This is a genomic window from Dyadobacter fermentans DSM 18053 (assembly GCF_000023125.1).
Classification (GTDB): Bacteria; Bacteroidota; Bacteroidia; order Cytophagales; family Spirosomataceae; genus Dyadobacter; species Dyadobacter fermentans.
Genome location: NC_013037.1, coordinates 5,884,287 through 5,904,371, shown reverse-complemented (window position 1 = coordinate 5,904,371; position 20,085 = coordinate 5,884,287). Strand labels below are relative to the sequence as shown.

Here is a 20,085-nt window from a genome sequence, read left to right as displayed (position 1 = left end):
ACGCATTACAAAAGACACGCCGGGTTCGTACACGACATGGGCTTCTTATAGTGGTTTTCTGTCAGGTAAAACTAATGGCCGGCGGTCAGAATCTCAAATTTATTATAGAAAAAATTTGAATCATTTTGTTCTGAATAGTCGGCTTTTACTAGAAATGCACTATTTCGCCCATCTTGCCAATTACTTGTTAGATTTGCTGAACTGGTACCAAAAATCCCTGAATTATAGTCGAGTGTGAAAAAGAAAATTGTCAGAATTAAAGATATTGCGGAGCGGGCACAGACCTCCAAAGGCACGGTGGACCGCGTTTTACATAACCGCGGGCGGGTAGCCGACGATGTGCGTGAACGAATCCTGGCGATCATCAAGGAGCTGAACTATGAGCCCAACCTGATAGCGCAATCCCTGAAATCGCAACGGGCATTCAACCTCGCCGCCCTCATCCCCGACCCCAACCTCGACTCGTACTGGGAAGCGCCGCATGATGGCCTCGAAAAGGCCGAGAAAGAGCTCCGGCAATATGGTGTGCATATCAGCAAGTTCATTTTCAACTCACATGCCGAGCCGTCGTTCATCGCGAAAGCCAAAGAAGTTACACGCGAGCATCCGGACGGACTGCTCATTGCGCCTATCTTTTACAAGGAAGCATTGCCGTTTTTTAAGGAATGGGAGGAAATGGGCATTCCTTATGTGCTTTTCAACACGCAGATCGAACATGTGAACCCGCTGTGCTACATTGGCCAGGACTCTTACCGTAGCGGCTCGCTGGCGGCTAAAATCCTTCGGTTCGGACTGCATTCGCCCGGAACGGTGCTGGTTGCGCACGTGAACGAGGATATTTCCAATTCGGCGCATTTGATTACCAAAGAAGACGGCTTCCGCGACTATTTCAAAGGCGAAAAGCTGGACGATACGTTTAAAGTAATCAGTAAGGAGATTAATTTCCCCGATGAAGAAGGGCCGGACAAGCAGCTCGACGAGCTCCGCCAGCAATACCCCGACCTCGGCGCGGTGTACGTCACCAATTCGAAGGCATTTGAAGTGGCCGCCTACCTCGAAAAGAATGCATTAACGGACATTAAACTCGTAGGTTACGACCTGATCGAACATAACCAGCAATACCTCAATAAGGGCATTATTGATTTCCTGATCAACCAGAACCCGCTGGGCCAGGGATACTGGGGCATTCACCAACTGGCCAACCATTTGATTTTCAAGAAAGAGATCCCGGCTATCAAGTTCCTTCCGCTTGACATTATCACGAAAGAAAACCTGGATTACTACCTCGATCCCCAGTAGCGACTACAAATCGCCGAACTGGCTGTACATTTCTTTCAGCCTGGGCTCGGTTTCTTTCGCGCGGATGTCCTTGCGAAGTGCCGATACGCCCTGAATGTCGGTAAGCAACCCAAGCGCCTGGAATGCGCCGAAACGCACGAAATACGAAGAATTGTCGCGCGCGAGGCCTTCGAGGACCGGAATGCTTTTGCGCTGCACATCCTGCTTGGATTTGATCAGGTATTTCCCGAATACTTGCAGGAAATTGTATTTATCGCCGGGCTTCATCGCCTTCATTTTGGTCAGGAACCAATCGAAACGCTCGGGCTCAGCGAGGCCCGCATAATAGTTACCCACGGCGGTGATAATGGCATCATTAGGCGAATTTTCAAACTGCGCGGCTATTTCGGCGGCGTCGTTAGGCTGGCTCATGAGGTATTTTTCAATCGCCACCGAAGCCACGAGGTACGAACTGTCGGCCAATGCCGCCTTGAATATCTGGTCGCTGTTATTGTCGCCGAATGAGGCCAGGGTAATGATCGCCTCCGCGCGTACCTGCGGGTGCGGATCGGTTTGCGCGCGGGCCTGGATTACTTTTTCAATGTCCGCGAAACCCTCGCCGGCATACTCCGCAAAGTTGCTGATCGCCATCTGCCGGAGTTTCCAGAACGGATCGTCCATGGCTTTCACCAGTATTTTCCTCGCCGTTGTATCGGCCAAAGCGCCTTCCAGCGATGCCAGCGCCTCATATTTATGCAAGAAACGATCGGCGTGCAGGTATTGGAATTCCATTTCAGGACGGTTCTTGTCGTGCTCCACAACGGCCAGCAGCTGGGCGTCGGCATCGAATACCACCAGTTCCGGCTTTTTGGCGGCCGGAAACTCCAGCGTCTGGGTCACTTTGTCCAGCACTACGTCGTACCGGTTCATTTTGCCCGAAACCCACACATCCACTTTCACAGGCAATCGGTAAACGGTCGTTGCTACGGTGTCCTGCGCCTGTTTTACTTTCAAAATCACTTTTCCCTGCGCGGCCACATATTGCTGGTCGATTTTCAACACGGGGTGGCCGGGTTTGTGGAACCATTGGTCGAAAAACCAGTTCAGGTCCTGGCCGGTTATCTTTTCGAATGAGTTGCGCAAGTCATCGATTTCCGCTGTGCCGAATGCGTGTGCTTTCAAATAGTGCTGCAATGCGGCAAAAAACGCGTCGTCGCCCACGAGCGAGCGCAGCATGTGCAATATGCGCCCACCTTTGGCATAGGAGTGCGCATCGAACATATTTTCGCGGTCTTTGTAAAAGTACCGGATCATCGGCACCTGCTTGGTTTCCGATTCGGCCAGATATTCCTTCATTTCCTGCAAGTTGCCCCAGTCCGCCTCAAAACGACCGTCGTTATATTCACTCCAAAGGTATTCGGCGTAGTTCGCAAATGATTCGTTCAGCGGCAGCTGGCCCCATTCTTCGGCGGTTACGTAGTCCCCAAACCAATGGTGGGCCAGTTCATGGGCGATTACGGCATCTGAGTTGCCATCTACGAGCGAACGGGCGTCATTCTGCACGCCTTCTTCGTGCACAGTGGCAGTCGTGTTCTCCATTGCTCCGGCCACAAAATCCCTTACGGCGATCTGCGCGTATTTTTCCCAGGGATATTCTACCCCGAAAACATTCGTAAAAAAGCCCATCATTTCCGGCGTGCGCCCGAAAATGGCGTGTGCATCGGCGCCGTATTTCGGTTCGACGTAATAGCTCAGTTCCAGCCCGTTGGGCATCATGTCTTTTGCCACCGTAAAATCACCCACGGCGATCATGGCCAGGTAAGGCGCGTGCGGGAGGGTTTGCTTCCAGTGGTCGGTGCGCGTGCCCTTTTTGCCTTCCTCCTGCCCTACCAGCAGGCCGTTTGAGAGCGTTTTGTAGGTACTGTCGACGGTGATGTAAATGTCCTGGGTAAATTTCTGGTTAGGCGCGTCGATCGTCGGAAACCAGCACGAGCTGCCTTCGGTTTCGCCTTGCGTCCACACCTGGCGCGGCTTGCCTTCGTCGAGGCCGTCGGCATTGATGAAGTAGAGCCCTTTATCCGAAGCGCTGTCGTCTTCCTTGCCTCTCGGCACGTCGTTAGGCTTGGCGATGTAATCTATTTTAACAAAAAGCGTGTCTTTGCGGGTGTACTCCTGGCCCAGCTTAATGGTCAGCTTCCGTTTGTCGTAGCTGAATTCCAGTTTTTTCTTCACCTTCCCCGCGATTTCCTCCGTCGTCAGATCGCCGTATTCACCGGTCGTGTCGAGCATTGAAATACCCTTGATCTCAAAGCCTTTGGCATCGAGTTCGAGGGTGTTTTGGGGATAAAAATGCGGTTTGAACTTCAATATGGCCGACGCGGGCACCTGCTGCTTCGCCCAATCCAGCTGAACGTCCAGTCGAGTGTATAAAATGTCGTTCTTGCGGGGTCTTTCCGGCCGGTAGGGGCCTTTTGGGGTGATTGTTCCGGGATTTCTTCTGTAAAGTGTGTCGGCATCGGTTCCGGCCTGCGCCGGCGTACTGAATGCGAAAGAAAGTATTCCAAGAATTGTAAAAATCAATCGGTTCAAAAAAGGTCTTGTATTATCACCGGTCATATCCGCTTTCTGATTGATTGCTAGGAAGTAAGTCAATGTAAATGAATTAATAAACGATTTTCTGACGGTATCGGGCCAAGGCTACACCCGCAGTAGCGCACCGGCTGCTGCGGCCCTTCTGGCCGGGATGTACGAAACAACCATAGTTATCATAACGACAATCACGCCTGTGTAGAGTATGTCTTCCCAAATTAATTTAACCGGATAGGCATCTACCAGCGAGGTGGTCATGCCCATCGACACCAGGCCGTACCGCATTTGCAACCAGCAAATCCCGATCCCGCCCAAAAGCCCAGCAATAGCGCCCGAAAACGCCACGATAGCACCTTCGGCGATGAAAATCCGGCGGATCAGCGACTGCGTGGCGCCCATTGCGAAGAGCATCGACACATCGTTCTTTTTCTCGATCGCTAACATGCTGAGTGAGAAAAAGATATTGATTGCAGCCACTAAAATAATCAGCGAAAGGGTCACTGCCACAAAAAGCTTTTCCATTTTTATCGCACGGAGCAAATCGGCATTCAACGAGTCGCGGTCTTTTACCACAAATGCTTTTCCGAGCTTTGCGCCGATCTGGTCGCTCACGTCTTTTTCCGCATAGCCGGGCCGCAGGTACACTTCCAGGGCGGAGCGCTCCTGATTGTAGCCCATCAGCCCTTCCACCTGCTTCAATGGCGCGATGATGTAGTCGTCGTAGCGGTTTTCAATAAAAAAAATACCCCCCGGGCGCAGATTGAGCTGGTTGAATGCCTCCGGCGATGTCAGGTTGAGCGTTCTCGTGCCCGTGCGCGGATAAAGCAGTTCCAGCGGCGTGAATATGTCTTCGAGTGAAATCGACAATGCATTCCGCACACCCTCGGCAATAATGGCGTAGGGCGTTCCATTGTCGCCGATCAGCCGAAGTGTGCCTTCCACCATCGCCGTGTCGAGCTGCTTTTGCTTTTCAAAAGTGCTATCCACGCCTTTCAGCCGGATAATGGTTTGCTGGTTGCCGTAGCGGGCCAGCGCATTGTCTTCGATCACCTGCGTCACGAGTTTCACGCCCTGCACAGTCTGCACCGCTTGCAGCATGCCCGGCGTGACCTTGAAGCGCTTGCCTTCCGCAGGCGTAATGCGCACATCCGAGTCGAATGTCTTGAAAATCTTACGGTTAAGATCTTCCATTCCATTGAACACAGACAATACCACCACCATAGCCATCGTCCCGACCGCCACGCCGGCCATGGCAATGCGCGCGATCAGACTGATGAAACTCCGTTTGTTACGCGAAAAAAAGTAGCGAACGGCAATCCGGTAGGAAATATCCATGATGGCTCAACTTGAAATCAGTAGGTATCTTCCTCCTCGTCGGGCTGTGCGGGCGGGATCACCAGGTCCGCAAACAACTGATCCATTTTGGCTGCGTATTCGGCCGTGTCGTCGATATAAAATTGCAGGTGCGGAACGATCCTCAGCTGGTGACGGACGCGTTCGGCGAGTTTCTGGCGGATGAATCGGGTATTTTCCCGGATCGTTTCCAGCAGCATGGTTTTATTTTTATCGGGCAAAAAGCTCAGGTAAGCCCTGGCGATGCTCAAATCGGGCGTGACCCGTACGGCAGTGATCGTTACAAACGAGCCATGGGTAAGGTGCTGCGCATCTTTCTGGAATATTTCCCCCAGGTCCTTTTGTATCTGTCTGCCTACTTTTTGTTGTCTTTTGGATTCCATATGATAAACGTCATTCCCTCTCTCCTTTCAATAAGTACAAATATCCGTACTTATTTTGTTTTTGTAGAAGCCCGCATTGTAATTTCGTGAAACTTATTTCCCGTCAGATACCTAATCCACCTGCCGCTTGCTTAGTTTTTTTCGCGTAAATGCACGGTACCAGACCATCAGCCTAGTAGTATTCTTCCTGCTGCTTCGTCTCCCCTTTTTTCTGGGTGGCGCGCCGCTGCTGATACCCGAGCTTAGCTGGATGCTGGTGGGCGAGCAAATGGGCCGCGGGTTCATGCTTTATCGCGACGTTTGGGATAATGTAAGCCCATTTTCGGGACTCACCTACTGGTTTATCGACAGCCTTTTCGGCCGGGCGCAATGGGTTTACCAGCTCGCGGCCATGGGCGTTTCGCTGGTGCAGATCCTGTATTTCAATTACGTAATCCACTCCCGCGACGTTTTTCCCGAGCGCACCTACCTGCCGGGCGCATTGTATGCGCTGTTTCTGAACATTTCCTTCGACATGGGCACACTGTCGCCTATGCTGCTGGCCAATACCTTTTTGCTTTTCGCATTCGGGTCCATTGTTAAAATGCTGGTCCGACGGGAGGTTACGACGCAGGTTTTCGAGCTGGGGCTTTACATCGGGATCGCCACTTTGTTTTACCTGCCGGCGTCGCTGTTTATGATCTGGGCGTTTCTGGCTTTGCTTTTCTACACCGGTTCCACGTTCCGGCACCATTTGCTGGGCCTGTTCGGGTCGGTGTTTCCGCTGCTGATGGTCGTGCTGTTCTTTTATTTGAACAATGGCATGGAAAGCCTCAACAGAAACCTGCTCACGTCGGTATTTCAGGTGAAACAATATAATCTCAACGACTTCTCGTCCCTGCTTGCATCGCTGTTGCTGCCGCTGGGCTTCGGGGTCATGGGTTTTATGCGGATATTCACAACGCTGCGGTTTGTGAACTACCAAACGCGCATTCAGCAGGTAATGGCGCTCTGGTTCATCGCGGCGGTGTTCACCATTCCGCTCATGCAGTTTCTCGCGCCGATGCAGTTTGTCATTTTCATCCCGCCGGCCGCGTTTTTCGCCACGCATTACTTTCAGAGTTTCAAGAAGAACAGCTGGGCCGACGAATTGCAGTTTACGCTTATGGGCGCGATGATCGTGCTCATTCAATACCAGGGATTGCGCGGCGTGCTGCCAGGCGTGGCAATGGGAAAGCTGGAAAACTTGCGCGCCAAGCCGGCTAACCTGCCCGATCAGATCCGGAACAGGCGTATCCTCGTTTTGGGGCAGAATTCAGGGGAGTATATCAATAATTTCACCGCCACACCCTACCTCAACTGGGAGCTGGCAAGCTACGACGTCCAAAACCTCGATAATTTCGACAGCGTGATCCACGTCTACAACAATTTCCGCAAAGATCCGCCCGAGTACGTGATCGATAAGGTAAATATCATGCCGAAACTCCTGAACCGGGTTCCGGCATTGAAGAAACAATATGTCCAGAGCCCCTGGAAAGGTATTTACCAAAGGGCTTACTAGCAGGAAATCTTATCGACGCGCGTCTGGTGACGGCCGCCTTCAAACTCGGTGCTTAAAAATGCTTCCAGACTAGCCAATGCCGTTTCCAGCTCGATGAAACGCACGGGGAAGCAGATCACATTCGCATCGTTATGCTGGCGCGCCAACGGGGCCAAAGGCAAATCCCACACGAGCGCAGCGCGCACGCCCTGATGCTTGTTCGCCGTAATGCACACGCCCTGGCCGCTTCCGCAGAGCAACACCCCTTTTTCGAACTCCTTGCTTTCCACTCCGCTCGCCACAGGATGCGCAAAATCCGCATAGTCGGCCGAGTCGGCGCTGTATGTCCCAAAGTCCTTTACTTCAAAACCATTCGTGGTAAGCCAGTCGATAACCGGTTGCTTGTAGGGGAAACCTGCGTGATCGGAGCCGATAGCAATTTTTCTCATTACTTTTTTGTTAATTACAACCCACCGGTCGATAAAATACGGCGGGCACGGTGAAAAGTTTTTTATTATTGGTATGAATGGTACAAAGTTACCATTATACTTATCAACAACTCAATGGATTCCTAAATATGAGTGAAGAAGTAAAACCTACCAACGGAGAATTAGTGGACGTTTCTCTCCTCAACCCGGCCGTTCCCGAGGATGAGAAGAGGATCAAGGAGGCGTTTGAAGACCGCAACTGGAACGAGATCAAGAGTGCCGATTCGTGGGTTGTTTTCAAGGTAATGGCCGAATTTGTGGAAGGATTTGATAAACTGGCCAAAATCGGCCCGTGCGTTTCCATTTTCGGTTCTGCCCGTACTTTGCCCGACAACCCTTACTATAAAACCGCGGAAGACATTGCCGCCAAACTCGTGCGCCACGGATATGGCGTGATCACCGGCGGCGGGCCGGGTATCATGGAAGCCGGTAACAAAGGGGCTTTCGAACAAGGCGGAAAGTCGGTCGGATTGAATATAAAACTGCCGTTTGAACAGCACAGCAACCTTTACATCGACCACGACAAGAGCATCAATTTCGACTTCTTTTTCGTGCGGAAAGTCATGTTTGTCAAATACTCGCAGGGCTTCATCGTGATGCCCGGCGGATTCGGCACGCTCGACGAGCTATTTGAGGCGATGACGCTCATCCAAACCAAAAAAATCGGCCGCTTCCCGATCGTGCTCGTGGGCAGCACCTACTGGTCGGGCCTGCTCGACTGGATCAAAGGGACTATGCTCACCGAACACAATATCAATCCGGAAGACCTGAAACTGATCAGCATAGTAGACACGCCCGACGAGGCCGTAAAAGTGATCGACACATTCTACTCGAAATACCTGCTGAAACCCAACTTCTAGCAACGAAAGCATTCTTCGAAAAGGCCATGCCGTCAGAAAGACAGGTATGGCCCTATTTTTTGTATCGTGGCTTCGTCGAGCACCTTCACCGCACGCAGATCGTCCAGCGACCTGAAAGGCCCGTGCTGCGCGCGATAATTGAGCAACACCTGCACCTGCTTCCGGTTTCGTAGATACGGATGCCTGCCCATTTCCTCGGCGGTGGCTGTGTTAATGGGCACCTTTCGCACGTCGCTGTTCACTTTCGCATAGCGCTTCAACTCCGACAACGCGAGCGAATCCAGACCGTAGACCTCGGCAAACTGGTCTGCCGAGTGGAACCCTCCCAGGCCGTCGCGGAATTTCAGTATCCGCTGCGCCAGCTTGCTTCCAATGCCTTTCAGCCGAATGAGCGCCGTGGTATCGCATTGGTTAATGTCGAACGGTGCAATATTAACTTTAACCTGCTGCCTGGCATAGGTGCGCGTCTCCGAAATGCCGCTTTGCACCGCCGCGGGAGCATTTTCAATGACTATAAACCTTTCCAAACGGGCATAGAGCTCCGGCGGGAAATCGTATATTTTCATCAAATCCTCCTTCCGCGCGAATCGCCCGCCCTTGATCCTGAACTTGACGATGCGCCGCGCGATGAACGCCGGAATGCCGACACCCATCAACACCTCCTCGGATGCTTCGTTGGGATCGAACCGGGCGAGCACGATATGCTTCGGAGGCAATGGCCGCGGCTCACCACCAGCCCGTTTTCCCCTACGGTAACCGGCCGCCTGCTGCTTTTCGAGTAGCACGGCAATGCTGTCCAGCACTTTTCGCTCCGGTGGAACGCCGGCCGGAACGAGGGGCAGCACCCAGCGGCGAAATACAAAGGGCGTCCAGATGACCACGGCGCAGCATAGCATCATTACCAGCGCGCCCCGGGCTTCTTTTCGGGATATGCCGAAAAAATCCTGTAGTGCATTTAAAATTTTACGGTACATACCTGGGCTTTTGTTTTCCCATTTTGACGTACGAACCGTCTTTTGGTAACAGGTTTTTAAACACAAATGAGCAGACGGTAAACCGCCTGCTCATTTGTGTTGCATTCAAATATATTTTACTGATTCACATAAACGCTTCCTGCGCTTGCGGATAATGTCACCGGAATGCCTCCGCCGTTCATTTTGCCCTGCACGCGGTCTTTTTCAACCGAACCGTCGAAGTTTTTCAGCGGGATATTTACTTTGTTACCTTTCAGATTCAGGTCCACTCCTTTATCCAACGGCATCGAAACGCGTACGCTTCCGGCAGAAGTCGAGAGGTCTACATACTTGCCCAGGGATTTGAGTTCCAGTTCAATGCTTCCTGCGCTGGTGCTCGCACGCACGCTGCCCGACACGTTGGCCAGCCGCACCGACCCGCCCGAAGTACCCGCATCCAGTGAACCGTCCACGCCTTCACCCCGGATGCTCCCGCCGCTGGTGTGCGCCACGATATCGCCATTCAGCTGCGCCAGTTCAATGCTTCCGCCCGAAGTTTTCAGTTCGATTTTACCTTTCAGTTCATTCGCCTTAATGCTTCCGCCGCTGGTGTGCAGGTTGATTTCCTTGCTGCAACGCGCCACATCAATGCTGCCGCCGGAAGTCCGGCCATTGACCACGCCATCCAGATCCTCGATTTTCAGGCTTCCGCCGCTGGTTGTGAAATTCTGCTCGCCGGTGAGTGAGGCGATTTTAATGCTGCCGCCGCTCGTTTTCAGGTTCGTGGCGACATTACGCGGCGCGGTTACTTTGAATGCAATGGAAATGTTTCTTTTCTCATTCCATTGCAGGTTATTTTTCCGGCGGGCGGTGGCCACTACCTTGTCGCCTTCCGTGCCGATCAGGATGTCGTAGTCTTCCAGGCGGTCCTCGATTTCTTCTTTTGTCAGTTCCTTATTGCTGTTCCAGCCGTTGCCGCGAACGTACATTTCCACTTTGAATCCGCCCGACTGTCCGCCGAGCACTGAGATCGAGCCGCCGGAAGTTTCTACCTGTAATGCTTTCAGGGATGAGCCGTTGAAGTTTTTAGTAACGTAAGGTTTGTCATTATCGCCTTGCGCACACACGCTCACGAAAGCGAACGCAGACAGGACGAGCGTAAGTAGTTGTTTAATTTTCATGGTCGTTGGGATTTGTTCCACCCAATGATGCCAAACTTAGCCGTGAAGTTGCATGGCATAAATTAAAAGTTTGCGACGGTATAATTTTTGCAGTTTCTCAATTCTAAATCAGTTATTGATATGAAAACATTTCGCGTAAAAGCCGTCAGCGAGTCCGAAGAGACATTAGTATTTGAAATCCTGCAAACACTTCAGAGAAAAGGCACGATCGTGTTCGAAGAAGAGCACCCGGAGGCTACCTCTAAAGCAGCTACACCTGCCACGGATGAGCAGGTGCAGGAGATTATTGATGAAGCGGAATTGGGTCCTTACTACTCGGAACAGGAGGCGAAAAAGATCCTCCAATTGTAAGGATTATTGTTTCTTGATTTCAACGATTTTAATCTCATCGAAAGTGCCGGTGGCGCCCCAGCCGCAGGGAACGGTTGCTTTGGCACCGGTGAGGCTGTATTTGAGGCGTACTTTGGTAAAGCTGTAATAGTCTTCGGATTTGCCCAGTTCCTTCTCGATTTTGACTTTGGAGGCTTCGTCGGGCAGCAGCGATACAGTTGAGTCGCCCGAAGCGACGCTGAAATGCCAGGAGCAGCCGTCCACCGCGAGCATGTTGGTCCAGGTTGCCTCGGCTTCGTATATTTCCAGGTTAATGTCTTTGCTTTCGTCGTGACAGCCTATCCAGGCCAGCAAACCGAAAACGACGATCAGGATTTTCATGTTTTTACGGGTTTAAATATGTCGGTTAGACACCCCGTTTTCAGAAATAGTTGGAAGCCAGGCTACTTTTCTTCCTGATTCAGGAAGTCGGCAAACCATCGGCCTGACGACTTCACAATACGCTCCTGCGTTTTAAAATCGACATACACCAGGCCGAAACGGGCGGAGTATCCGTGCGCCCATTCGAAATTGTCGAGCAGCGTCCAGGCGAAGTAGCCGGTCACATTCACGCCGTCGTTCCGGGCTTTCAGCACTGCGCCCAGGTAATCATGGTAATAGGCCTGGCGGGCGGTATCGTCCACTTTTCCGTCTTTTAATTTGTCCTTAAAAGCCGCTCCATTTTCCGAAATGACCAATTCCCGCACGCCTTCATAGCGACTGAATTGTTTCAGTATTTCATACATCCCGGCCGGGCTGATTTCCCAACCCAGCGCCGTTGTGGGCGCGTTGCGCAGCGTAGCGGGCACTTCTTTCAACCACAACACCGGCGCGAGGTACGAATGCTGTACCACTACGCTGAAATAGTTTTGCAACCCCCAGAAATCGAAATCGAATTTCAGCTTCTCCCGGTCGCCCTCACGCATAAACCTTTTGATATTGGACAAAAACGGAAATGCATCTTTGGGATAACCCAGGCCTAGTGCCGGTTCAATAAAAAGCCGGTTCATGATCGCATCGGCGCGCCTTGCCGCACGCACATCCGCCGCGCTCTGGCTGTTGGGATGCACATAGGAGCAGGAAATCGCATTGCCGATCCGTGCGTGGGGCAATATTGCCCGCAATACCCGGCCTGCTTCCGCCTGGCTCAGCGCCAGATGATGCACCACTGGAAGAAAGTTATGAATGCCTTTACTTCCCGGCGCGTGCTCACCGGTGGTGTAGCCGAGGCCCGCCACGGCCAGCGGTTCGTTCAGCACGATCCAATGCCGCACACGATCGCCGAATGCATGGGCGCACACGGCCGTGTATTCGGCGAACCATTCAACGACCCGCCGGTTTTTCCAGCCGCCCGATTTTTCGAGGATTTGCGGCAGGTCCCAATGGTACAATGTGATCCAGGGCTCAATGTCAAGCGCAATGGAGCGGTCGATGAGCCGGTTGTAGAAATCGATCCCGGCCTGGTTCACCCGTCCATGGCCATCAGGCAATATCCGCGACCATGAAAGCGAAAAACGAAATACCTTAAAGCCTAATTCCTTCACGAGTTCCAGATCCTGCTCGTAGCGATGGTAGAAGTCACAGGCATGCCGCGCATGGTCGCCGTTGCTGATTTTACCTTTCTTTCTGGTAAAAACATCCCAGTTACAATCACTGCGGCCATCCTCGTTCACTGCACCTTCGATCTGGTAGGCCGCCGTGGCTACGCCCCATTTAAAATCGCTTCCGAAGCTGGCCCGCGACAATGGCCCTGCTACCGCCTGCTCATACCCCGAATCCTTTATATGATGATCAATAAGCGTTGTCAAACCCGTAACCGATTAGCTTTTATGTACGAAAGTTAAAACTAATATGTAAACAAAAGCCCTCCGTCCGGAAACTGCGGACGAAGGGCTTTAAGATTGACCGGTATGGTTATCGGAAGATTACCTCACGATCAGAATTTTGCGCATCAGCGGGCCGTCATTGATTTTCACAAAGTACGTGCCTTGTGAAAGCCGCGTCAGATCCACTTCGCTGGCAGGATCAGGCTTCGTGTTGAGTACCAGCACACCGTTCGCGCTGTACACTTTCACATTGGTAACGAGCTGGTTGCTGCTCACTTTAATACGATCCACAGTCGGGTTCGGATAAACGTTCATTTGCTCCTGGCCATCGAAATTCAGGCTCTTGATCGCGCTGTAAGCGAAAGTTTCGTCAAGATCCACCATTTTCAGGCGATACAGGTTCACGGCAAATGGATTGGTGTGCGTATAAGTGTAAGTTTCAAGCTGCTTGCTTTCGCCTTTGGCATCCAGTTGCGTCAGCGCCGTCCATTTCTTGCCGTCCTGGCTGTGCTGCACTTCGAAGTAAGCCGAGTTGGTTTCGTAAGTAGTTGCCCAGGTCAGTTGCGCGGTAGCACCTTCTTTTTTTGCAGAGAATGCCGACAGTGTTACAGGCAATGGAGGGCCCGAGAATACGAGACATGCATTGTCTGCCACAAATGTTCCACCGGCCGATGATGCAAGCACGCGAACGTATTTGGTATTGCTCGGAAGCGTTCCGGACAATGTATATTTTTCAAGGCCCCACGGGCTTGTCGTCAGCGATTTGGTCACCTCTTTGGTTACCTGGCCGATTTCCGACTGGGTTTCATCCAGGAACAATAGTTGGAAAACCTGGCTATTGGCATTGTCGAATGCGCCATAGATGGTAAGGCTCACCTGGCTTCCGAAAGTCGTTTGAACTTCCACATCCTGCCAGAACTTGCCCGCGCCGGTCAGTTTGGCACCTTTCGAACCGCACACAGCGTACAGCGCATCTACCGACAATGTACCGGTTACGCTCCAGTTGTTCGTACCATCCTCGAAGCTCGCGTTTTTGAGCGTGTTGCCATTACATTCCAGACAGGTAATAGGCTGCGTTACAGTCGTACAAATCGCATCTACCTTGAAATAATCGCCGGTTGACTCAACCGTGAAACGTGCCTTTACCGAACCCGCAGGGGCAGTTGCGGACAGATCGAATTTTTTCAGTTGCTTGTCGCTACCTACGATGTGATCCATGAGCACGCGGGATGAATCACCCAGCAAGTTACCTTGTCCGTCGTAGAAAGTGATTTTGAAATAATGTCTGTTCCAATTGTCGTTCGTATGGGTACCGCCGTAGGCGCTGATCTGAATGGATGAACCCGGCACCAAGGAAATGTCCTGATAGATTTTTCCTTTTTTGTAGAGCAAACCATTCTTATCACCGCACATGTTGTAGCCTTCGTCCTTCGTGAATGTAGCCTGTGACTGTCCTGGAACCCATTGCCAGTCAGCCGTGCCGTTTTCGAAGCTTGCATTCTTGATATACTGGTTGTTTTCAACGCACTCGCAGCTTACAGGTGTTTTAGTCTTCACCTTCATACATGCCGCGTCAATTTTCAGATAATCTTTTTGCGCGTAAGCCTGGAAACGAACTTTCACCGCATTGGACGGTGCCGTTCCGACGAGCGTATACTTCTGCAAATTACTGTTATTAACCACGTAATCTACCTGCTTAACCACCGCATCACCCACAGGATTGCCGTTGGAGTCGAGGAAGATCAGTGAGAATGTATGGTCGTACCGGCTCTTGTGCGTACCACCATATACGGTGAGCGTTACTTCGCTACCGCCGGTGATGTTAACATCCTGATAAATCTTTGCCGCGTTGTCCTTGTTATCGCCAATGACACCGCCTTTCCAACCACACATCTTGTAATAGTCGTTGGTTCCGAAGCTTCCGAAGACCGTTGTCCAGCCGTTAGTCCCGCTTTCGAAGCCGCCATTGTTAAGCTTATTGTTCTCGCAATCGCAATAACTCGTTGCGCTGGCCTGGAAGGCGAAGCCCAGGGTTAAGAGTAAAAGGGTAAAGAGAAACGTAAAATTTTTCATAACATAATTGATTAGTAATTGATTAGCTGATTCGCTTGCCAACAAAATGTACGCTGCAAAGGTAAAAATTAGATCAAGAGAAAATAGCACTTTTTTTATATGACAGTTACGTAATAATTATGTTTAACAGCAATTTTCAAATATTTCTATTCCAGTTTCAATAATTATTTCTACAAAAAATAGATGAATTAATTAGCTTTAATAAGCGATAATTCAGAAAATAGTTTTTAAGATGAATTCAAAGTGGTTGCAACATTCGCTAAAACTAATAATATAACTTTTCCAATTCAGCGGCACATCGACAACAACAACGCACAGGTCGATCGGTTACATCCGAACAGAACATTATTTTGCCGTAAAGGTCAGTTACATGGGAAATCGGGTACGCACTTCGTACAGGTTAGCTGCTATTCCAAAATCATCGCTTAGTCGCAATCGTGACGGCGGCGGAAGTAAAACTTCTACACTTAAAATTATCGAAAGGCGCATTTTGAGGTACTAAATGCGTGTTTTGAGGAACTAATGGCACTCGTCGCGTCTATGACTTGCTGTCGCCGAATGAGCGTTTTCACTGAAGAATTTCGACAAAACTTTTTTTCACTCAAATGGTCACTTCTACAAGGTTTATTGCGACTACGAACAAAATACAATCAATTTATTACTGTGTTCCAGCATTTTAGCTACATCCTCTTCGGATTTATGCGTTTTTGTGCCAAATAATTTCTCATTTTACCGCAGCATAGCAATAAAAAACACCGCCATTTAACACGTCCGGCAGAATAATCGGGCCGTGAAAATGCGGTGACGCCAAATAACTCTCGAGTTATTTTTACAAAAGGCATCAAATCATAAATAGGATTTTAGGCAATTTTTAGTTGGATTTCCGGGGTAGAAAACACCGAACGGAGTTCCTGAAGACCTTTACGAACCCTCGATTTCAACGTGCCGAGCGGGATCGATAGTACCTTTGCGGCTTCTTCATGCGTGTACCCGTGTAAGTACACGAGCTCGATCGGCATGCGGCGGTCCGGCGCTAACCGCCCGACCCACGTCTTCACGTCGATTTCAAATAGTGCGTAGTTCGAGCCGTCGGCCACCTCGTGAGCAATACCGCCGGGCAAATCCAGCCGAACGACATTCCGCTCTATTTTGGCTTCAACACGGAGTTTGTCGATGGCGGTATTTCTCGCAATGTTGAGCATCCAGGTGAACAGCGTGCCTTTCTCCGCCGAATAGCTGCCGATATTACGCCAGATTTTCAGAAAGCTGTCCTGCAAAACGTCGGCAGCACACTCCTCTTCCCTGACGATCCGGAGAACAACCCCGTACAGCGCTGCCGAATAGTGGTCATACAAGAACTCAAAAGCACTGCGATTGTTCGCTTTGAGCATCATAACGAGTTCATCTTCCCTGTATCGGACATCGACCCTGTTCATTGTTCCCCCTTTTCAAGTACGTGCCACGAGATATTTCCTGGCAAGTGGACTGTTAATATTTCTGTTCCAGCTCCACTTTCGCGATAACCTGTGTATTTTAAGCTCGAATTGGGGCGTGCTATCCGGACGTAAGCTGCCTGCCCGCGCTCCCATTCATAAATCTCCCGTACCGGCTTACACACTGAATATCCATATGTTATGCTAAAAAATTGTCTGATCCTGATCGCCGCATTCATCGCCGTTTCGTGCAGCCGGCCAAGCAAACCTGCCACCCACACCGGCCACCTCGACAGCATTGCGCACGAGTACGTGAAGCTCGGGCTCTCGATCGGACGGTACGACGGCGATTTCGTGGATGCCTATTACGGGCCGGATTCGCTGCGGCCGGCAAAAACAGACACTTCACAATTTCCCAAAGAAGCGTTTCTGCGGAAGATCGCCGGCTTGAAGAAGGCACTCACCGAGTTTTCGTCGCAAACGGAAAACGACACGGCTGCCCGCCGCGCGCGGTGGATGTCCGCCCAGCTCACGGCATTTCAGCGGCGCGTGCACATATTTTCCGGTACATTCGTGCCATTCGATGCCGAATCCAAAGCGCTTTTCGATGCGGTGGCACCTGTGCATGAAGAGCAGCATTTCCGCGAACTCATCACCCGGCTCGACGCCCTGCTGCCCGGCAAAGGGCCTATCCCGAACCGATACCAGGCCCTGGCCAACCGCTTCCTGATCCCTAAGGACAAGATCGACACCGTATTCCGCGCCGCCATTACCGAAGCCCGCAAACGCACGATGGTGCATTACACCTTGCCGGCCGGGGAGGATTTCAGGCTGGAATATGTGGAGGACAAGCCGTGGTCGGGGTACAACTGGTACAAGGGCAATTACAAAAGCGTGATCCAGATCAATGTCAGCCAGCCGATTTACATCGAGCGTGCAATCGACCTGGCTTGCCATGAGGGCTATCCGGGCCACCATGTTTATAATGCATTGTTGGAGAAAAACCTTTTCCGTGATAAAGGCTGGACCGAGATCTCGCTGTACCCGTTATTCAGCCCGCAATCGCTGATCGCCGAGGGAAGTGCCAACTACGGCATTTCGATGGCATTTCCCGGTAACGAGCAACAGGAGTTCTGCAAAAAAGTGCTGATACCGCTGGCCGGGCTGGACACCGCGCAAATCGGGGTGTATTTCGAAGCGCTGGCGATCCGCTCGGCGCTCAACTACGCCCGCAACGAGGTGGCCCGCGGTATGCTCGACCGCGGTATGAGCGATAAGGAAGCAAAGCGGTGGCTGACCGACTATTGCCTTCTGCCGGAAAAAGGCGCCACGGATTACCTGCGCTTCATCCGGAAATACAGAAGCTACGTGATCAATTACAATTACGGGCAGGACATTGTCAAAAAGTACATCGAATCGCAGGATGGCGGCACGGACCCGGACAAGAGATGGAAGCTGTTCGAGCAATTGCTCAGTAATGAAAGCAAAGCGGGCGATCTGCTGAACCAGTGAGCGACCGGCTGCGAATTGAGTTAGGGAGTTGAAACGACAGGATCAAAATCGGCGCATTTGCTGCAAATTCCGTGGCAATGCGCTATCTTGAACTTCTTTTAACTACTCCCTTTACCGGTCTTGAAAAACTTTAATTTATTCAGCAGAAAGAACAGATTTACCTTCTTACGAACGACCACCGCACTCGCCGCCATCGCCTGCATAAGCACTTCGGACTCCCAGGCACAATCACTCCCTACTCCCGAAAGTTACACCTGCTACCGGGCCGGAAAGGACATGACCATTGATGGAAAACTGAATGAACAGTCCTGGAAAAAAGCCGCCTGGACCGATTCATTCGTCGATATTGAAGGGGACAAAAAACCACTTCCCTTGCAAGAAACGCGGGTAAAAATGCTCTGGGACGACCGTTACCTCTACATCGCGGCCCAAATCGAGGAGGAGCATATATGGGCTTATCAGGACAAGAAAGACCAGATTGTGTACCTGGAAAACGATTTCGAGGTATTTATCGACCCCGATGGCGATACCGACAATTATTATGAGCTGGAAGTGAATGCGATCAACAATACCTTCGACCTGTTTTTGCCCAAACCTTATCGCAAAGGCGGAAAAGCGCAGATCAAATGGGACATTGAGGGGCTGAAAACGGCCGTTTCGATCGTTGGGACGGTCAACAATGCGAAGGATAAAGACAAGCGCTGGTTCGTCGAAATCGCGATTCCTTTTGAATCGCTTTCCACTGAGACGGTCAAACCGCTGATACCGGCGGACGGTTCGGAATGGCGGATTAATTTCTCACGCGTGAACTGGCAGCACGAGGTGGACGAGACAGGCCGCTACGCCCGGAAGCGCAACGCGGAAACCGGGAAGGTTATCCCTGAATACAATTGGGTATGGTCGCCGCAAGGCATTATCAATATGCATTATCCCGAGTACTGGGGCAAATTGCATTTCAGCGGCGAGGCAGTAGGAAAGGCAAAATAGTTTTTAAAAAACCCGGCAAACCACAAGGCCTGCCGGGTTTCGGATATCAATGTCCTTCGCTCGACTCGAGGCCGAGAATAGCCAGCCGGTAAGGCGTAGCCGATACTTTCACCTTATTGATTTTAGACAAATTGCTTGTGCTCACCACCAGCAGTTCGCCACTTTTGGGCTGGGTAATGTAAACGTACCGCGAGGTCGCTTCCAGCTGAGGCTTCTGTGTTTCGTCTTTGGCCGTAGCGCCCGTCACCGAACCACTGATTTTCAATGTGTTGGATTTCAAATCATAAATCCGGAGCTCGCCGCTGTGCAGCAATACCACCAGGTTATTTCCTGCGTAATCCACCTTTGCCTGCATAATGTCGGTGCTTGCCAGCACGGGCGTCACCGATTTGGCAGCTACATCAATGATATACACGCCTTTCGCGGCGGTGTAGCCCAGGAATTTGCCGGCGCCTTTCGCTTCCAGGATAGACCCGAACCAGGCTTCACCGAAATCAGCGGGATGCGGGATCAGCTGCTGATTACCGCTCGGTTCCACAGCCAGAATGCCGCTCGAAGAGCCGAATAGTGAAATGCTGCCATTCGTAGCGTTTCCGTGGATGCCTTTTGTTTGAACCGTAGAGGCAAAAAGCGTTTTTCCTGAACCGTCGATGATCTTCACGCGCTCAGGCAACGTGCCGGCCACCGATCCGTCCTTTTCGGTAATGGCGTACGTGCCATTGTCGAACTTCGTCATTGCGCCGTGGTGCGCTACATTGCCTGCATTGATAGCCGTCATTTTCTTGCCAGCCGTGTGAAAATCGGCTTCCCGGGCGATGCTGAGCGTACCGTCGCCGTCGTTGAACGTGATAATCTCGTCGCCCTTGCTCTTGAAATGCGTCGGCCTGTTGCCATCGCCTGTGAGCGCGCCGAACTTGGGTGTGCCTTTCACATCCACATGGTCGCCGTGACCTTCGAAACCGCTATCGAAGAGCTGTACAAAATTGTTGGCGCCATTCACCAGCGCGCCGAAACGGCCTCCCTGCGTGCCATACAGCGCCGATTTCGGAAATTGCGCGTCAAACTTTTCCACCGACAGCTTCACCGGGTCTACGAGCGACAGCTCTTTGGACGTCTCGTCATTCACCATCACGCGGATAAACTTGAATTCGGTTTCCTCAACGGGCGTTACCTCATCTTTCTCCTTGTCGTCGCAGGCCACCAGCAGGGCGCCCATCGAAACAGAAAGCAATACTTTGAATAAATGCTTTTTCATAAAAAAATCTTTACATGCAACATTGA

17 protein-coding genes are annotated in these 20,085 nt (G+C 51.3%); 6 read left to right on the top strand and 11 right to left on the bottom strand.

Features of this window, described 5'->3' with window-relative positions:
- The first annotated feature begins 234 nt into the window (after positions 1–234).
- Entirely contained in the window at positions 235–1,299 is a 1,065-nt protein-coding gene (locus DFER_RS24310; protein WP_015814321.1) for a substrate-binding domain-containing protein, read from the top strand.
- Between the two features lie 3 nt (positions 1,300–1,302).
- Here the strand turns inward: DFER_RS24310 and DFER_RS24305 are convergent, their stop codons facing one another.
- From DFER_RS24305 to rbfA, 3 genes are all read right to left on the bottom strand, one after another.
- Complete coding sequence (locus tag DFER_RS24305) at positions 1,303–3,867, bottom strand: M1 family aminopeptidase (protein WP_229206102.1); 2,565 nt, start codon at positions 3,865–3,867, stop codon at positions 1,303–1,305.
- Between the two features lie 108 nt (positions 3,868–3,975).
- On the bottom strand, positions 3,976–5,202 hold the full coding sequence (locus tag DFER_RS24300) for an FtsX-like permease family protein (RefSeq protein ID WP_015814319.1): 1,227 nt from the start codon (positions 5,200–5,202) through the stop codon (positions 3,976–3,978).
- Between the two features lie 17 nt (positions 5,203–5,219).
- Positions 5,220–5,603, bottom strand: a complete 384-nt coding sequence (gene rbfA, locus DFER_RS24295; protein ID WP_015814318.1) for a 30S ribosome-binding factor RbfA — start codon at positions 5,601–5,603, stop codon at positions 5,220–5,222.
- Positions 5,604–5,730: 127 nt separating this feature from the next.
- Here rbfA and DFER_RS24290 point away from each other — a divergent pair, with 127 nt between their 5' ends.
- Positions 5,731–7,143 carry a hypothetical protein gene (locus DFER_RS24290; RefSeq protein WP_015814317.1) on the top strand — a complete coding sequence of 471 codons (1,413 nt, stop codon included), beginning with the start codon at positions 5,731–5,733 and terminating at the stop codon, positions 7,141–7,143.
- Here the strand turns inward: DFER_RS24290 and rpiB are convergent.
- On the bottom strand, positions 7,140–7,571 hold the full coding sequence (gene rpiB / locus DFER_RS24285; RefSeq protein ID WP_015814316.1) for a ribose 5-phosphate isomerase B: 432 nt from the start codon (positions 7,569–7,571) through the stop codon (positions 7,140–7,142). The genes DFER_RS24290 and rpiB overlap by 4 nt on opposite strands.
- A gap of 128 nt (positions 7,572–7,699) precedes the next feature.
- On the opposite strand from rpiB, the gene DFER_RS24280 reads away from it, so the two are divergent.
- Positions 7,700–8,470, top strand: a complete 771-nt coding sequence (locus DFER_RS24280) for an LOG family protein (RefSeq protein WP_041735476.1) — start codon at positions 7,700–7,702, stop codon at positions 8,468–8,470.
- A 32-nt stretch (positions 8,471–8,502) separates the two neighbouring features.
- On the opposite strand, the gene DFER_RS24275 is transcribed toward DFER_RS24280, so the two are convergent.
- On the bottom strand, positions 8,503–9,444 hold the full coding sequence (locus tag DFER_RS24275; protein ID WP_015814314.1) for a ComEA family DNA-binding protein: 942 nt from the start codon (positions 9,442–9,444) through the stop codon (positions 8,503–8,505).
- Between the two features lie 116 nt (positions 9,445–9,560).
- Positions 9,561–10,604 (bottom strand): DUF4097 family beta strand repeat-containing protein, encoded by a 1,044-nt coding sequence (locus DFER_RS24270; RefSeq protein WP_015814313.1) that lies wholly within the window; start codon positions 10,602–10,604, stop codon positions 9,561–9,563.
- Between the two features lie 120 nt (positions 10,605–10,724).
- Here DFER_RS24270 and DFER_RS24265 point away from each other — a divergent pair, with 120 nt between their 5' ends.
- Positions 10,725–10,955, top strand: a complete 231-nt coding sequence (locus tag DFER_RS24265; protein WP_015814312.1) for a hypothetical protein — start codon at positions 10,725–10,727, stop codon at positions 10,953–10,955.
- 3 nt (positions 10,956–10,958) lie between these two features.
- Here DFER_RS24265 and DFER_RS24260 read toward each other — a convergent pair whose 3' ends face one another.
- From DFER_RS24260 to DFER_RS24245, 4 genes are all read right to left on the bottom strand, one after another.
- The gene (locus tag DFER_RS24260; protein WP_015814311.1) at positions 10,959–11,315 is read right to left on the bottom strand and encodes a hypothetical protein; all 357 of its coding nucleotides are present in this window, start codon (positions 11,313–11,315) and stop codon (positions 10,959–10,961) included.
- A gap of 62 nt (positions 11,316–11,377) precedes the next feature.
- Positions 11,378–12,781 (bottom strand): GH1 family beta-glucosidase, encoded by a 1,404-nt coding sequence (locus DFER_RS24255; protein WP_015814310.1) that lies wholly within the window; start codon positions 12,779–12,781, stop codon positions 11,378–11,380.
- Positions 12,782–12,898: 117 nt separating this feature from the next.
- Positions 12,899–14,872, bottom strand: coding sequence for a T9SS type A sorting domain-containing protein (locus DFER_RS24250; RefSeq protein WP_015814309.1), 1,974 nt, complete (start codon positions 14,870–14,872; stop codon positions 12,899–12,901).
- 860 nt (positions 14,873–15,732) lie between these two features.
- Positions 15,733–16,308 carry an RNA polymerase sigma factor gene (locus DFER_RS24245; protein ID WP_015814308.1) on the bottom strand — a complete coding sequence of 192 codons (576 nt, stop codon included), beginning with the start codon at positions 16,306–16,308 and terminating at the stop codon, positions 15,733–15,735.
- 198 nt (positions 16,309–16,506) lie between these two features.
- Here DFER_RS24245 and DFER_RS24240 point away from each other — a divergent pair, with 198 nt between their 5' ends.
- Together DFER_RS24240 and DFER_RS24235 are read left to right on the top strand one after the other, a co-directional pair.
- On the top strand, positions 16,507–17,817 hold the full coding sequence (locus DFER_RS24240; RefSeq protein WP_015814307.1) for a hypothetical protein: 1,311 nt from the start codon (positions 16,507–16,509) through the stop codon (positions 17,815–17,817).
- A 120-nt stretch (positions 17,818–17,937) separates the two neighbouring features.
- Positions 17,938–18,804 (top strand): carbohydrate-binding family 9-like protein, encoded by an 867-nt coding sequence (locus tag DFER_RS24235; protein ID WP_041735475.1) that lies wholly within the window; start codon positions 17,938–17,940, stop codon positions 18,802–18,804.
- A 46-nt stretch (positions 18,805–18,850) separates the two neighbouring features.
- On the opposite strand, the gene DFER_RS24230 is transcribed toward DFER_RS24235, so the two are convergent.
- The gene (locus tag DFER_RS24230) at positions 18,851–20,059 is read right to left on the bottom strand and encodes a hypothetical protein (protein ID WP_015814305.1); all 1,209 of its coding nucleotides are present in this window, start codon (positions 20,057–20,059) and stop codon (positions 18,851–18,853) included.
- Between the last annotated feature and the right edge of the window lie 26 nt (positions 20,060–20,085).